Origin of the sequence: Neotamlana laminarinivorans, assembly GCF_020523925.1 — a bacterium.
Classification (GTDB): domain Bacteria; phylum Bacteroidota; class Bacteroidia; order Flavobacteriales; family Flavobacteriaceae; genus Neotamlana; species Neotamlana laminarinivorans.
On record NZ_JAJAPW010000003.1, the window covers coordinates 200,935 to 215,803 of the forward strand.

At 33.0% G+C, this 14,869-nt stretch carries 12 protein-coding genes; 4 read left to right on the plus strand and 8 right to left on the minus strand.

Annotated features, from left to right (window positions below):
- Window position 1: 1 nt before the first annotated feature.
- The 3 genes from ccoN to LG649_RS07620 form a co-directional block, all read right to left on the minus strand.
- Window positions 2-2,197, minus strand: a complete 2,196-nt coding sequence (ccoN, locus tag LG649_RS07610) for a cytochrome-c oxidase, cbb3-type subunit I (RefSeq protein WP_226542936.1) — start codon at window positions 2,195-2,197, stop codon at window positions 2-4.
- A 9-nt stretch (window positions 2,198-2,206) separates the two neighbouring features.
- Entirely contained in the window at window positions 2,207-2,392 is a 186-nt protein-coding gene (gene ccoS / locus LG649_RS07615) for a cbb3-type cytochrome oxidase assembly protein CcoS (RefSeq protein WP_226542938.1), read from the minus strand.
- Window positions 2,393-2,470: 78 nt separating this feature from the next.
- Window positions 2,471-4,843: a heavy metal translocating P-type ATPase gene (locus LG649_RS07620; RefSeq protein WP_226542940.1), complete on the minus strand. Its 2,373-nt coding sequence runs from the start codon at window positions 4,841-4,843 to the stop codon at window positions 2,471-2,473.
- A 115-nt stretch (window positions 4,844-4,958) separates the two neighbouring features.
- Here LG649_RS07620 and LG649_RS07625 point away from each other — a divergent pair, with 115 nt between their 5' ends.
- The 4 genes from LG649_RS07625 to LG649_RS07640 all read left to right on the plus strand — a co-directional run bounded on the left by LG649_RS07625 (window position 4,959) and on the right by LG649_RS07640 (window position 8,855).
- On the plus strand, window positions 4,959-6,200 hold the full coding sequence (locus LG649_RS07625) for a PAS domain-containing sensor histidine kinase (protein ID WP_226542942.1): 1,242 nt from the start codon (window positions 4,959-4,961) through the stop codon (window positions 6,198-6,200).
- Entirely contained in the window at window positions 6,197-7,243 is a 1,047-nt protein-coding gene (locus LG649_RS07630) for a response regulator (protein WP_226542944.1), read from the plus strand. Before LG649_RS07625 ends, LG649_RS07630 begins: the two co-directional genes overlap by 4 nt.
- An 88-nt stretch (window positions 7,244-7,331) precedes the next feature.
- Window positions 7,332-8,162: a universal stress protein gene (locus tag LG649_RS07635; RefSeq protein ID WP_226542946.1), complete on the plus strand. Its 831-nt coding sequence runs from the start codon at window positions 7,332-7,334 to the stop codon at window positions 8,160-8,162.
- Between the two features lie 9 nt (window positions 8,163-8,171).
- The gene (locus tag LG649_RS07640) at window positions 8,172-8,855 is read left to right on the plus strand and encodes a Crp/Fnr family transcriptional regulator (protein ID WP_262904482.1); all 684 of its coding nucleotides are present in this window, start codon (window positions 8,172-8,174) and stop codon (window positions 8,853-8,855) included.
- A 6-nt stretch (window positions 8,856-8,861) separates the two neighbouring features.
- Here the strand turns inward: LG649_RS07640 and LG649_RS07645 are convergent, their stop codons facing one another.
- The 5 genes from LG649_RS07645 to LG649_RS07665 form a co-directional block, all read right to left on the minus strand.
- Window positions 8,862-9,434, minus strand: coding sequence for a YdeI/OmpD-associated family protein (locus LG649_RS07645; RefSeq protein ID WP_226542948.1), 573 nt, complete (start codon window positions 9,432-9,434; stop codon window positions 8,862-8,864).
- A gap of 3 nt (window positions 9,435-9,437) precedes the next feature.
- Window positions 9,438-11,075 carry a M1 family metallopeptidase gene (locus LG649_RS07650; RefSeq protein WP_226542950.1) on the minus strand — a complete coding sequence of 546 codons (1,638 nt, stop codon included), beginning with the start codon at window positions 11,073-11,075 and terminating at the stop codon, window positions 9,438-9,440.
- Window positions 11,076-11,144: 69 nt separating this feature from the next.
- Window positions 11,145-12,479 carry a M28 family peptidase gene (locus LG649_RS07655; protein WP_226542952.1) on the minus strand — a complete coding sequence of 445 codons (1,335 nt, stop codon included), beginning with the start codon at window positions 12,477-12,479 and terminating at the stop codon, window positions 11,145-11,147.
- Window positions 12,480-12,481: 2 nt separating this feature from the next.
- Window positions 12,482-12,949, minus strand: coding sequence for a DUF6265 family protein (locus LG649_RS07660; RefSeq protein ID WP_226542954.1), 468 nt, complete (start codon window positions 12,947-12,949; stop codon window positions 12,482-12,484).
- A 105-nt stretch (window positions 12,950-13,054) separates the two neighbouring features.
- Complete coding sequence (locus tag LG649_RS07665) at window positions 13,055-14,866, minus strand: acyl-CoA dehydrogenase family protein (RefSeq protein ID WP_226542956.1); 1,812 nt, start codon at window positions 14,864-14,866, stop codon at window positions 13,055-13,057.
- Window positions 14,867-14,869: the final 3 nt, after the last annotated feature.

The window sequence follows — 14,869 nt, forward strand, 5'->3', positions numbered from 1 at the left end:
TTTATTGGTTTAGTGTGGTTAGGGTTTCTTCTATTTCTTGAACTTTAATATCGGTTCCTAAACGTTGTAAATAAGCTATTAAAGCGGTTATTTCACGATTTCTCATTTCAATAAATACATCTCCACCAGCTTTTTTATCGGCTTCATAAGTTTCAGCAAAATCAGGATCGGTATACAAGTTTTGCTCTATTTGTGTGCCTTGTTCTAGCATACTTTTTTGTGCATTTGCAATATCGTCTTCGGTGTATGGTACACCTAGTTTAACCATGGCTTTCATTTTAGATTCGGTCATCGATTTATCTAATTCATTTCTAACTAGCCATTGGTAAGCTGGCATAATAGAACCAGAAGAGGTGCTTTGCGGGTCGTACATATGGTTTAGGTGCCAGTTGTCTGAATATTTTCCACCTACACGATGTAAATCTGGTCCTGTACGCTTACTTCCCCAAAGGAATGGATGGTCGTAAACATATTCGCCTGCTTTACTATAATCGCCGTAGCGTTCAACTTCGCTTCTAAATGGGCGCACCATTTGCGAATGGCAACCTACACAACCTTCGCGGATGTAAATGTCTCGACCTTCAAGCTCTAAAGGTGTGTATGGTTTTACACTGGCAATTGTTGGAATGTTAGATTCTACCATTATAGTTGGTATAATTTGAATTATACCACCAATTAATATGGTTATAGTTGCTAAAATGGTTAATTGTACAGGTTTACGCTCTAACCAGGTATGAAAAGTTTCTCCAGCAATTCGTCTTTTTGAAACACGTTGAAGGGCAGGAGCTTCAGCTAATTCATCGGTTACTTGGCTACCTTTTTTCATGGTAACAATAACGTTGTAAGCTAATACAAACATACCGATGATGTAAAGCGATCCGCCTATGGCACGCATCCAATACATTGGTATAATTTCAGAAACAGTTTCTAAAAAGTTACCATAAACTAAAGTGCCATCTGGATTAAATTGTTTCCACATACTGGCTTGTGTAAATCCAGCAACATACATAGGTAATGCATACATAATAATACCTAAAGTACCTATCCAGAAATGTAAATTAGCAAGTTTTGTTGAGTATAGTTTAGTTTTGAATAATCGTGGAATTAACCAATAAATCATACCAAAGGCTAAAAAGCCGTTCCAAGCTAAGGCTCCAACATGAACGTGGGCAATAACCCAATCTGTAAAGTGCGCAATGGCGTTTACATTTTTAAGTGATAGCATTGGCCCCTCGAACGTAGCCATACCATAACCTGTTATAGCAACAACCATAAATTTTAAAACAGGATCTGTTCGTACTTTATCCCAAGCACCACGTAAGGTTAAAAGTCCGTTTATCATACCACCCCAAGACGGCATTAATAACATTACCGAGAATGCTACTCCTAAATTTTGCGCCCATTCTGGTAAAGCTGTGTATAATAAGTGATGAGGTCCTGCCCAGATATAAATAAATATTAATGACCAAAAGTGTACAATTGATAATCTGTAAGAATAAATAGGTCTGTCTGCAGCCTTTGGAACAAAATAATACATTAGCCCTAAAAATGGGGTTGTTAAAAAGAAGGCAACTGCATTATGCCCGTACCACCATTGTACTAAAGCATCTTGAACACCAGCGTAAACCGAATAACTTTTTAAACCGCTAACCGGTAATTCTAAACTATTAAAAATATGCAGTACAGCAACCGTAACAAACGTGCCCAAGTAAAACCAAATGGCAACATACATGTGGCGTTGTCTTCTTTTTAAAATAGTTCCTATTAAATTCCAGCCAAAAACCACCCAAACAGCAGCTATTGCGATATCGAACGGCCACTCTAATTCGGCGTATTCTTTACTGGTAGTAAAACCTAGCGGAAGTGTAATAGCAGCACCAACAATAATTAATTGCCAGCCCCAAAAGTTAATATTACTTAGCACATCGCTAAACATTCTAGCTTTTAGTAAGCGTTGCGATGAGTAGTAAACCCCGGCAAAAATGGCATTACCAACAAAGGCAAAAATAACAGCGTTGGTATGTAATGGGCGTAAACGACCAAAACTTAGCCACGAAATACCGTCGGTAAGGTTAGGGAATAAAAACATAAAGGCCAAAAGTAGGCCAACAAGCATACCTACAACACCCCAAATCATGGTGGCGAGTAAGAACTTTTTAACAATCTTGTTGTCGTAATAAAATTGTTGTACTTCCATAATAGTTAATTAAACTTTAGTTTTATTAATGGTTTTGTTAGGTTTGGTTTTAACCAATTCATCTTCAAAAAGCATGCGTACAGATGGCGTGTAATCATCATCATATTGTCCAGATTTTACAGCTTTTATAAAGCCAATAAAAAAGACGATAGTAATGATTATGCTAATGGTTAGTAATACATATATAACACTCATACCTACTTGAAGTTATGGTTCAAAATTACGTTGGCATCTTTTTTTAAAAGATGATATTTATCATGTTTCATAAGTTTTTTATTTTAATTTCTGGCCTAAAATGTTTGTGGCAATGGTTGTAAAAACCACAATGCTAATAGAGCTTAATGGCATTAATATAGCTGCAATTACAGGCATAAGTTGCCCCGTGATGGCAAAGTATAAACCAATAGCATTGTAGAAAAAGGAGAACACAAAACTCCATTTTATAATTTTTATAGCGACTTTTGATGCCTTTATATAATGATATAATTGATTAAATTTTGAAGCGTCAAGAATGGCATCGCATGCAGGAGAAAATACATTTATGTTTTCTGAAATAGCAATACCAACATTACTTTGTGCTAGTGCACCTGCATCGTTTAAACCATCGCCAATCATAAGCACATTAGCGCCATTGTTTTGATGGTGTTTTATGTATTCTAGCTTGTCGTTTGGTTTTTGATTAAAAATAAGTTTGGTTTTGCTTGGTAATAGCTTTTTTAGGTTGTTTAATTCGCTAGCGTTATCTCCTGAAAGAATAGCTAAATCGTAATTAGTTTTTAATTGATTGAATAACTTTGAAATGCCTTTTCTATAAGCATTATAAAAAGTGAATTTGCCTTTGTAAGTATTATTTGTACTAATATGAACCGCTGTACTTAATTCGGTTTCCGGTTGAAGTTGCCCAACATATTTTGCAGAACCTATTTTAATAGATTCGTTTTGTGTTTTCCCATAAATACCTTCTCCTAAGTGTTCTTCAAAATAGTCTAAACTTTCAATATTATTTTGTTGAAGCAATTTGTATAGAGATCTGCTCAACGGATGATTAGAGTGTCTTAACGTACTCGTTAGCAAAATTTCTTCGTTTGGCGTTAATTTTGAGCCTTGATAGGTTGTTTTCGTTTTTTTATTTGAAGTTATAGTGCCTGTTTTATCAAAAATAATAGTGTCTATTTTGGCAAGTTGCTCGATAACCGATGCGTTTTTTAAATAAAATTTTAGTCTACCAAAAATGCGCAACAAATTTCCTAAAGTAAAAGGCGCAGAAAGTGCAATTGCACAAGGGCAAGCAATAATTAAAACAGAAGTAAATACGTTTAAAGCTTTGGAGGCATCAACAAATAACCAAAATGTAGTGGCAACTATGGCTATGTTTAATACAATAATAGTAAACCGTTTACTTATGGTGTTTGTTAAGGTTGTAAAGCCATCTTCTTTATTTTTATTAAATACATCGTTGCTCCATAGTTGTGTTAGGTAACTTTGTTCTACAGCATTTAAAGCTTCTATTTCAATACTTCCAGAGGTTTGTTTTCCTCCAGCAAAAAGTTTATCTCCAGAGGCTTTTTTTACAGCTTCAGATTCACCGGTAACAAAACTGTAATCAATGTTGGCATTTCCGTTAATTAAAATGCCATCAACAGGAATAAGTTCTTCGTTTCTAATTAATAATCGGTCGCCTTTTTTAATATCATAAACTTGAATAGGTTTTTCTTCTCCTTTATGAATTTTGGTTACTGCAATGGGAAAATACGATTTGTAATCGCGTTCGAAAGACAAAAAATTATAGGTGCGTTGCTGAAAATATTTTCCTAGTAATAAAAAGAAAACTAAACCTGTTAAACTATCGAAAAAGCCAGTGCCAATATTTAAAACAATTTCGGCGGTGCTTCGTATAAATAAAACCAAAATACCAAGCGCTATAGGAATATCAATATTTAGTAATTTACTTTTTAAACCTTTGTAGGCCGATACAAAATAATCTTGAGCAGCATAAAATACAACAGGCAAGGAAAATGTAAACATAAGCCAGCGAAATACGGTTTTATATTGCTCTAGCCAGAATTCATTAACTTCAAAATATTCTGGAAACGATAAAAACATAACATTACCAAAGGCAAAACCAGCAACACCTAATTTGTAAATTAAGCTGCGATTAACTTTGCTTTTACCTGTACTAAAATCTTCAAGAGAAATATAAGGTTCGTAGCCAATTTTGCTTAGTAATAATACCGCTTCTTTAAGCGAAAACGCTTTGGTTTTATAGGTGATTCTAACTGTTTTTTTACCAAAATTTACTTGAGAAGCCGTAATATTAGGGTTGAGTTTGTTTAGGTTTTCTAAAATCCAAATACAAGAACTACAATGAATATGCGGAATAGTTAAGGTGGCAATTTGGTGTTTACCATCATTAAATTCAGTTAGTTTTTCAATTATAATTTTATCTTCAAGAAAATCGTATTTACCTTCAATATCTTGGGGTGTTGCACCTGGCGTTTGTTGTAAATCGTAATAGCAGGTTAAATCGTTTTCAGAGAAAATTTCATAAACCGTTTTACAACCGTTGCAACAAAAGTCTTTTTCTTGATATGTAACATGTTGGCTTTCGCAGGGATCTCCACAGTGAAAACAAGTTGTTTTTTTCATAATATTTGCTCCTAAATACCTGATGCAAATATTTATACTTCACCTTTTAAAAAATATGATATTAATCAGCTTTTGTCTATTTTTACCTCAATATTTTGTAATTTAAAACGTATAAATGCTAAATAATAACGACGTATTTAATGTGCTTTTCGATGCTGTTTCCGAGGGTGTAATTGTAGTAAACGAGCAGCAAAAAATTGTAGCTACAAATGCTTCTGCAGAAAACATGTTTGGGTATTCTAAGCATGAGCTTTTAAATCAGGATTTATTAGTTTTAATTCCAAAGGATTATCACCATTCTCATAGTGATAATGTAGAAAACTTCATGGCGCATAAAGAGCGTAGGCAAATGGGGCACGGGCGCGATTTGTATGGTATATGTAAAAACGGAAATGCTATTCCTGTAGAGGCCGGTTTAAATCCTTTAGAGATAGAAGGAGAAAGTTACGTTATGGCTATAGTTATTGATATTTCTGTGCGTAAGAAACAAGAAGAAGAATTATTGAGGTTAAACAATAAGTTAGAAGAAGAAGTAAAACAGCGTACTAAAGAATTACGTTATACTGTAGATTCTTTAACTATTGTAAATAAAGAACTCGACGAAGAAATAAAAAAGCGTATTGAAGCCCAAGGGAAAACCGTAAAAGCTTTAAAAAAAGAAAAGGAACTTAACGAGCTAAAAACAAAATTTTTATCGTTGGTTTCGCACGAGTTTAAAACCCCTTTAAGTGGTATATTAACTTCTGCGATGTTGTTAGGTAAATACAAATTAAGTGAACAACAAGAAAAACGAGATAAACACATAAAAACGATAACAGATAAAGTACATTATTTAAATAATATTTTAAACGATTTTTTATCTGTCGAGAAGTTAGAATCTGGAAAAATAAAGTACAATTACAGTAATTTTAATGTTAGTAAAATTGTAAACGAGGTTATTTACAATGCGAATATGCTGTTAAAAGAGGGACAAGTAATTAACTATCCAGAAAACATTGATGAATGCTCAATGTTCCAAGATGAAAAAACTGTGGAGTTGGCACTATCAAATTTAGTTAACAATGCGGTTAAATATTCCTCTGAAAACACTATTATAGATATTAATATTCAGCAAAACGATACCACTACAACATTTATAGTAAAAGACAATGGTATAGGAATACCTAAAACTGAACAAAAAAATATTTTTAACCGATATTTTAGAGCAGAAAATGCGTTGCTAACCCAAGGCACGGGTATTGGGCTAAATATTGTAAAAAGTCATATTGAAAATTTAGGAGGTTCTATTAGTTTTACCAGCGAAGAAAATAAAGGAAGCGAATTTATATTTAAACTACCAAACACAGCAAAACAATGAAAAAGGTTTTACTTATTGAAGATGATGCCGTATTAAGAGAAAACACCGAAGAATTATTAGAGCTTTCTAATTTTAACGTAGTTACAGCACCAAACGGAAAATTGGGAGTAGAACAGGCTAAAAAAGAACTTCCAGATATAGTAGTATGCGATATTATGATGCCAGAGTTAGATGGTTATGGAGTACTTCAAAACCTTGCTAGCGCAGAAGCAACTAAATATATACCTTTTATATTTTTATCTGCAAAAACCGAGCGTAAAGATGTACGAAAAGGCATGGATTTAGGTGCCGACGATTACATTACTAAGCCTTTTGAAGAAGAAGAGTTAATTAGTGCCATTAATAGCCGTATAGCAAAAGCAGCTATATTAAATGAGGAACGCCTTGCGAAAGAAAGCGGAGAAAAAGAAGATGAACTACGTTCGTTAAACGATTTAAAAAACTTTTTTGAAGATAACGGAGAAGAGGTTGCTTACAAAAAAGGCGATTTAATTTTTGAAGAAGGCCAACATTCAAATAAGGTTTACCTAATATCAAAAGGTTTAGTAAAATGCCATAAACTAGACGAACAAGGTAAATATTTAACAACTGCACTTTATAAAGAAGACGATTTGTTTGGTTACAATTCGTTAAACCAAATTACACCATACCAAGAAACTGCAACAGCAATGCAAGATTCGCAGTTAGTAGCATTGTCAAAGCAAGTACTTGAAGATGTGTTAGATAGTAATCATAAAGTAACTTTAGAGTTAATACAATTACTTACCGACAATATTACCGATGTAAAAGATCAATTACTACAAATGGCTTATAGTTCGGTAAAGCGCAGAACCGCAATTACCTTAATTAAATTTGCCGAAAAAATAAACAGAAAACCAAACGATGCAATTCGTGTATCTAGAAACGATTTAGCTAGTGTTGCCGGTGTTGCCCAAGAAAGTTTAATTAGAACTTTGTCTAGTTTTAAAGATTTGGGACTTATTGAAATTGAGGGTAGAAATATTAAAATTTTAGATATTAATAAATTACACCATATAAATTAGCAGGTTTTAGTTTAAATACATAGGTATGATTTTGGTCATATTTAAATAAAAATATCCCACCTACTTTTGCTTAAAAGTATAAGTGAGGATGAAAAATATTTTAATACCAACAGATTTTTCGGAAAATTCTTTGAATGCCATTAGGTATGCGGTTAATTTATATAAAGATGCCGTTTGTAATTTTTATATTTTACATGTTGAGGCAGAAATAGATAATAGTGAGTCAAACCTAAACAATCATTCAACTGTAATTAACGTAAAAAAAACATCAATAAATAGGTTTTTAAAAGATATTGTAAACCAAGCAAAAAAAGAGTTTACAAAAAATAAAAAGCATCACTTTTTTACAATAGCTAACAACGATTCTTTAATTAATGCAATTAGAGAGCAAGTATTATTAAAAAGTATAGATTTAATTGTTATGGGCACCAAAGGTGTCTCTGGCTGTACAGAGCGAACTGTAGGTACAAATGCTGGTAACGTTATAACCAAAGTTAAATGTAATACACTTATAGTACCAGAAAATGCAAAATATGTTGTTCCAAAAAAAATAGCGTTTCCAACAGACTTTTCTATTAATTATAACATCGATACATTACAGCCAATAACCCAACTCATTAACGAGTATAAATCTGAAATTGAGTTATTGCACATAAGTAAAAAAGATTTGGTTTTAAATGAAAGTCAACAAAGAAATATTGAGTATTTAGAAGATTATTTTGCAGAAACTGAACATAGTTTCCATTTTTTAACTCATAAAAAAATGGAAAATGCTATTGAGGAATTTGTAATTTCAAAACAAGTAGGATTAATAACCATGCTTGCTAAAAATTTAAATTATTTTCAGCACATTTTATTCCATCCTTTAGCAAAAGAAATTAGTTATTATAAAAATATACCATTTTTGGTATTGCATTAAAAGAGGGTTATGGGTATTAGTAAATGTGAGCAATGTGCTATTAGGCAATGCAATGCTTTAAAATCTTTAAAATCGTATGCGTTAGTTGGCTTGTCGGGTTGTAAAACATCATTAAGTTTTAAAAAAGGAGATGTGCTTTTTCAAGAAGGCGATAATATTAATGGTGTGTTTTGTATTAAACAAGGCGCTTGTAAGTTAACAAAACTTAGTTCTAATGGCAAAGATCAAATTGTAAGATTAGCTAATGCAGGTGAATTATTAGGGCAACGATCGTTAATTTCTAATGAGCCTGCGAATTTAACAGCAATTGCTGTTAATAACATGAGGGTGTGTTTTTTACCCAAACAAGAAATTGAAAATGGTTTTACAAGTGATATTGATTTTTCTGTAGATTTATTAAAAAGTTTAGCTCAAGAGTTAAAATTAGCAGACAATGTTATTGTAGATATGGCACAGAAATCTGTTAAAAAACGGTTAGCAGAAACACTTTTATATATAAATGTGAATTTTGGTGTAGATGCCGATGGCTTATTAAATATTGTTTTAACTCGAGACGATTATGCAAATATTGTTGGTACAGCAACCGAGTCTGCAATAAGAATTCTATCTCAATTTAAAAAAGAAGGCCTAATATCTGCACACGGAAAAAAGATTAAAATTGAAAATATTGAAGGTTTAAAATGTGTAGAATAGTAATGGCTATCTGTTTGTTCTAGATTTAATATTGGCTTCGCATAGCTTTATAATTTCAGCAATACGTTTTTGTTTTGTTTCTTTACGTTTAGCTTGGTTTAACCAATATAAATAGCTTTTTCTGTAAGATGGGGCAAAATTATTAAAGTTATTAAATGCTTTTGTGTTTTGCTTAAATTCTATTTGTAATTCTTCAGGAATTATACCTTTTTCAACATCATCTAAAGCAAACCAACTTTTATTTTCTTTTGCAATTTCAATACTTTTTAATCCGCTTTCGTGCATTAAATTTTCTTTAATTAAAGAATCAATGTAACGTTTGTTTACGGCGCTCCAAACACTTTTAGCATTTCTAGGAGAAAAATATTGTTGACGTTTACCATTGCCTAAACTTTTTACAGTAGAATCTATCCAACCATAGCAAAGCGCAACTTTTACTGCTTCTTCCCAGCGCATAGATGCAGCTTCATGATTTACTTTATAAAAAATTAAATATACACCTTTGCAAGAATTATAGTTGCAGTGTAACCAGGTTCTCCATTCTGTGTCATTTTTAAAATAAAGTTTTTGAACAGACAATTTTTAAAGTTTTTCAGAATTTATATAGAAATTTCTATCCACAATCAATTTAGGGTTTTTAGCAGGTAGTTCAAGCGTTTGCCAATTAATATTCGGTTTAAGCCACATTTCCTCATTATCAATAGTAACTTTTACAGGCATTTCAAAATCTTTAACTATTTGCGAATAGCGGTATTTTAAGGTTTTACCTTGTATTGAATATTCTAGTTTAGGTATGCGAGTATCTCTTAAATATTGATTAAAAAAAGCATTTAAATTCATATAAGACTCTCTACTTAAAAAATCTTCAATATCTTTTGTTGTTACTGTTTTATGATAAAACTCTACATTCATTCGTCTTAAAATTTGTCGCCACCTTTCATCATCTTTAATTAACTGCCTTAATGTATGAAGCATGTTTGCCCCTTTGTAGTACATGTCGCCAGAACCTTCTTTGTTAACATTATAAGGGCCAATAATAGGTTTGTCGTTACGAATTTTTCTTCGTGTACCAATAACATAATCTGCAGAGGCATCTTTACCGTAATAATAGTCTAAAAATAAATTTTCGGAATAAGCGGTGAAGCTTTCATGAATCCACATATCGGCAATATCTTTATTGGTAATATTATTGGCAAACCATTCGTGACCCGATTCGTGAATAATAATAAAATCGAATTTTAATCCCCAACCTGTTCCAGATAAATCGCTACCTAAATAACCCGTTTTGTATTGGTTTCCATAAGTTACAGAACTTTGGTGTTCCATACCTAAATACGGCACTTCAACCAATTTATAACCATCTTTATAAAACGGATATTGCCCAAACCAATGCTCGAAAGCTTTCATCATTTTAGGGGCATCTTTAAAGTGGTTTTTAGCTTTTTCAAGATTATCTCTTAAAACATAATAATCCATATCCAAGTTTCCAGCCATACCATCATAAACTTCAGAGAAGTGCGCATAATCGCCAATATTAATATTCACTCCATAATTGTTAATTGGGTTGCCAACAAACCATGTATAGGTTTTAGTGTCTCCAATTTGTTCTACTTTTCGTAATCTTCCGTTAGAAACATCCATTAATTTTGACGGTACATTTACACTAATTTGCATACTATCAACTTCGTCATACATATGGTCTTTGCAAGGCCACCACACACTGGCGCCCAAACCTTGACAAGAGGTAGCTATAAAATGATTGCCATTTTTATCTTTTTTCCAAGAAAAACCTCCATCCCATGGGGCTCTTTTGGCTTCACGCGGATGACCTTCGTAATAAACATCAACAGTTTGTATACTTCCAATATCTTGTGTTGCTTTTAGTGTGATAAAATGCGCATTACCATCGTGTTTTAAATCTAAAGTATCATTATTCTGTATGGCATAAAGCATTTTTAAAGGCTCTTGTAAATCTATTTGAAGCACAGAATTAGGCTTTAAAACTTTATATTGAATGGTATTTTTACCAGATATAAATTTATTTTCTGGGCTTACTTTTACATTTAAATTATAGTAAGTTAAATCCCACCATTCGCGTTCTGGAGTTATGCTTCCACGAAGCGTATCTTGATGTGTAAAAGTTGATTTTTTAGATATTAGTCCTTGTCCGCATGCGCTATTAAACACTAAACAGACCAAACAGTATAATAGTTTTTTCATTAAAATTGTATGTAAAGGCTGTAATTTTAGTTAAAAAATAAGTTATGATCTCTTAAAGGCATCATAAATTTAGTTTTTAAATGTTTTATTTGGAAATACAACAACACTTTCAAACCCATTTTCTCCAACCGATGATACGCCAAAAAAGTAATTATCTATAACAATACCATCAAGAGTAAACTCGGTAATATTTTCAACGTAACGACTATTATCCCAAGTTGGAGATGTAGTATCTCTCCAGTAAATTTTATAACCTTTGGCGCCATCAACTTTATCCCATTTTAATTTTGCAGAAGCCTCTACAATACCACCAATAGCAACATTAGTTGGTTGAGGTGGTGCCCAGGCTAAACTAGCCAAATTTATTGCATTAACTGCTGTTAGTTTTTTAGCATAATTAAAATTTACATGCTCGATAACATCACCGTATTTTATACCGTTTTCTTCACGAACATCTTGATGCTGTTGGGTATAGTTTTCGTGTGCTTCCATAATACGAATACCAGCAAAACCTAAATCATTAAACGGACGATGATGCCCTCCACGTCCAAAGCGATCTAACCTATAAACCATCATTGGGTTCATGTCTGGCATATACGTTTTTACATTTTCATGAACATATCGTGCTAATTGGCGCGAAATACCATCAACTTCACCGCCGTAAAAACGTCTTAACTGGCGCTGTTTTTCCGTTTCGTTGGCAGGTACAGGTTCAGAAAATATTCTAAATGTTTTATTATCAATAACGCCGTCTACACCTTTTATGTTTCCAATCATGTCGTTATTAAAAACACCAATGATGTCCCAATTGTTTTCTTTTGCATATTTGGCTAAACCTGCTCCTCCAAAAAGGCCTTGTTCTTCTCCAGATAAACCAACATAAACGATGCTGCTTTCAAACTTGTACTTGCTTAAAACTCTTGCTGCTTCAATGGTACCAGCCATTCCAGAAGCATTATCGTTAGCTCCGGGTGCATCGGTTGTAAAATCCATAGTATTGCTAGCACGAGAATCAATATCACCACTCATTATAATATAACGGTTTGGATATTTTGTGCCTTTTTGTATCGCCACAACATTTACAACCCAAGCATCATGTGGTACACGACGGTTACCAGCTTTGGTTACTAAATCTTTTTGATAAAAAACGTCAATACAATCATTACACGATTGAGATATGGTTTCGAATTCCTTTTTTATCCAACGTCTTGCAGCACCAATGCCTCTCGTGTTTGAAATAGTATCGCTAAATGTATTGCGTGTGCCAAAATTAACTAGGGTTTGTATATCGTTTTCAATGCGATTTGCTGAAACGTTTTTAATAATATCGTAAATTTTAGAACTGGTTTGTGCGGATAAGGTAGTGGTTAAAATTAATGCGAATACTAGCTTAAGGTTTTTCATTATTATTTTTTATAATTGAATTTTACGTTTTCTATATTACCATTCTCATCTTTAATATCGACATAAACATTCATTTCAGTGTCGTTTACTTTTTCGAAAGTCATGCCTTTAAAAATAGCTTTGGTTGATGTGAGTTTTATTAAAGGGAAATCTACAGTTTCGTCTTTGGTTTCCCAACCTTTTAAGTCGTTTCCAAAATGTTTTAGTTGAAGTATTAAAGAGTTTTCAATTTCTCTGATGATTTCAATTTCATAGAAAACTACTTCGTTTTTATCTATAAGTTTAAAAGTTGCCATCATGGATCCACCTGATGGTTTGCTCCAATTTTCTTCGGTTTTCCCACCAAAGGCTTCACCTTTCCAGTTTCCAGATATCCATGCTATATTTTTTAGTTTTGGAGCAAGAGTTTTTTCAGTTTGCGAAAAACAAATAGAAGTAGAGAAGAGCAAAAGAAGCAATAAAAATTTCATAGATTTATTTTTAACTAAAAGTAATAAAAAATAAAAACGCCTCGAAATTTATTTCAAGACGTTCCTTAAATTTGAATTAGTCACTCAAAAACCGCTAATAGATAATTAAAAGCAGTATTTATTTTCAGTTATTACTTTGTTAGCAATAATATTTCTTAATTCTATAATGTTTGGCATGTTAACGTATTTAATATAACGTTTCAATCCCATAAGCATCATGCGTTGTTCGTCGCCCGAAGAAAACGATATAATAGAATGTTTTCCTGCGGTTTCAATAACATCAATAGCATGAAATAGGTTTAATTTTGCCATAGCTATTTGCTCTTTTACTTTATCTTCGCCTTCTTTTTTAGCTAATTTTTCTGCTCTTAAAATAGCAGATTCTGCTAAATAAATTTGAATTAAAATATCTGATGCGGCTAGCATTAGTTGTTGTTGGTGTTCCATTTTTTCACCATACTTTTCTAGAGCAGCCCCAGCTACCATCAAAAATAACTTTTTTAGGTTTTTTATAATACTTTTTTCTTCAGAAAATAATTCTGAAAAATCTGGAGTTTCAAAAGACGGAATTCCCATTAATTCATCTTTAACAGCCATTGCAGGCGCTAACAAATCGACATGGCCACGCATGGCTTTTTTAATTAGCATGCCAATACTTAACATACGGTTAATTTCGTTAGTACCTTCGTAAATTCTTGCAATACGAGCATCTCTCCAAGCCGATTCTATTGGTGTTTCTTCAGAGAATCCCATACCTCCAAATATTTGAATGCCTTCGTCTGTACAGTGTTGGGTATGTTCGGAAACCGCTACTTTTAAAATAGAACATTCAATAGCATACTCTTCAACACCTTTTAGTTCTGCTTCTTGGTGTGTATCTTTACCATTGTTTTTTCTAATTTCAATACGGTCTTCAATATTTTTTGCAGCACGGTAACTTGCAGATTCACCTACCCAACAATTTGTAGACATTTCAGCTATTTTTTGACGAATAGCGCCAAAGCTAGAAATAGGTGTTTTAAATTGAATACGTTCGTTAGCATATTTAACCGATTCTGTTATAGTACGACGTTGCGCATCTAAACAAGCTGCTGCTAATTTAATTCTACCAACGTTAAGTGCATTCATTGCAATTTTGAAACCGTTACCACGAGTAGAAAGCATATTTTCAACTGGTACTACAGTTTCATTAAAAAATACTTGACGAGTAGAAGAAGCTCGGATACCCAATTTGTGCTCTTCTTCTCCTAAAGTAATACCATTAGGGTTATTGGGGTCGTATTCTACTATAAATCCAGTAATGTTTTTATCGTCTTCAATACGGGCAAAAACAATCATTAAACTACAGAAACCAGCGTTAGAAATCCACATTTTCTGTCCTGTAATTTTATATGTTTTACCATCTTCAGATAAAACAGCTTTTGTTTTTCCAGAGTTTGCATCACTACCTGCACTTGGCTCGGTTAAACAGTAAGAACCAAACCACTCTCCAGAAGCTAATTTCGGCACGTATTTTTGTTTTTGCTCTTCGTTACCATAAAGTGTAATTGGCATGGTGCCAATACCCGTGTGTGCACCAAAAGCAGTACTAAAAGACCCTGTTGCTCCGGAAATATAATCACAGACTAACATGGTTGAAACAAAGCCCATGCCCATGCCTCCATATTCCTCTGGAACAGAAATGCCTAAAAAACCAAGCTCACCAGCTTTTCGCATCACTTCTTCCGTTAAGGCGTAATCTTTTTTCTCGAATTGTGGCTTTTTAGCCCAAAGTTCTCTGTCTACAAATTCGGTAACAGCTTCTTTCATCATTAGCTGTTCCTCGTTAAAATCTTCTGGTGTAAAAATGTCTTGACAATCTGATTCTTTAACTAAGAATTGACCGCCACGTAGTATGTCTTTTTCTGTTGTTTCCATTGT

What these genes read in the sequence shown, in the direction of transcription:
- ccoS (WP_226542938.1), bottom strand. Translation starts at nt 2,392, where the DNA reads ATGAGTGTTATATATGTATTACTAACCATTAGCATAATCATTACTATC.
- LG649_RS07665 (WP_226542956.1), bottom strand. Translation starts at nt 14,866, where the DNA reads ATGGAAACAACAGAAAAAGACATACTACGTGGCGGTCAATTCTTAGTT.
- LG649_RS07640 (WP_262904482.1), top strand. Translation starts at nt 8,172, where the DNA reads ATGGGTATTAGTAAATGTGAGCAATGTGCTATTAGGCAATGCAATGCT.
- LG649_RS07660 (WP_226542954.1), bottom strand. Translation starts at nt 12,949, where the DNA reads ATGAAATTTTTATTGCTTCTTTTGCTCTTCTCTACTTCTATTTGTTTT.
- LG649_RS07625 (WP_226542942.1), top strand. Translation starts at nt 4,959, where the DNA reads ATGCTAAATAATAACGACGTATTTAATGTGCTTTTCGATGCTGTTTCC.
- ccoN (WP_226542936.1), bottom strand. Translation starts at nt 2,197, where the DNA reads ATGGAAGTACAACAATTTTATTACGACAACAAGATTGTTAAAAAGTTC.
- LG649_RS07635 (WP_226542946.1), top strand. Translation starts at nt 7,332, where the DNA reads ATGAAAAATATTTTAATACCAACAGATTTTTCGGAAAATTCTTTGAAT.
- LG649_RS07655 (WP_226542952.1), bottom strand. Translation starts at nt 12,479, where the DNA reads ATGAAAAACCTTAAGCTAGTATTCGCATTAATTTTAACCACTACCTTA.
- LG649_RS07620 (WP_226542940.1), bottom strand. Translation starts at nt 4,843, where the DNA reads ATGAAAAAAACAACTTGTTTTCACTGTGGAGATCCCTGCGAAAGCCAA.
- LG649_RS07650 (WP_226542950.1), bottom strand. Translation starts at nt 11,075, where the DNA reads ATGAAAAAACTATTATACTGTTTGGTCTGTTTAGTGTTTAATAGCGCA.
- LG649_RS07630 (WP_226542944.1), top strand. Translation starts at nt 6,197, where the DNA reads ATGAAAAAGGTTTTACTTATTGAAGATGATGCCGTATTAAGAGAAAAC.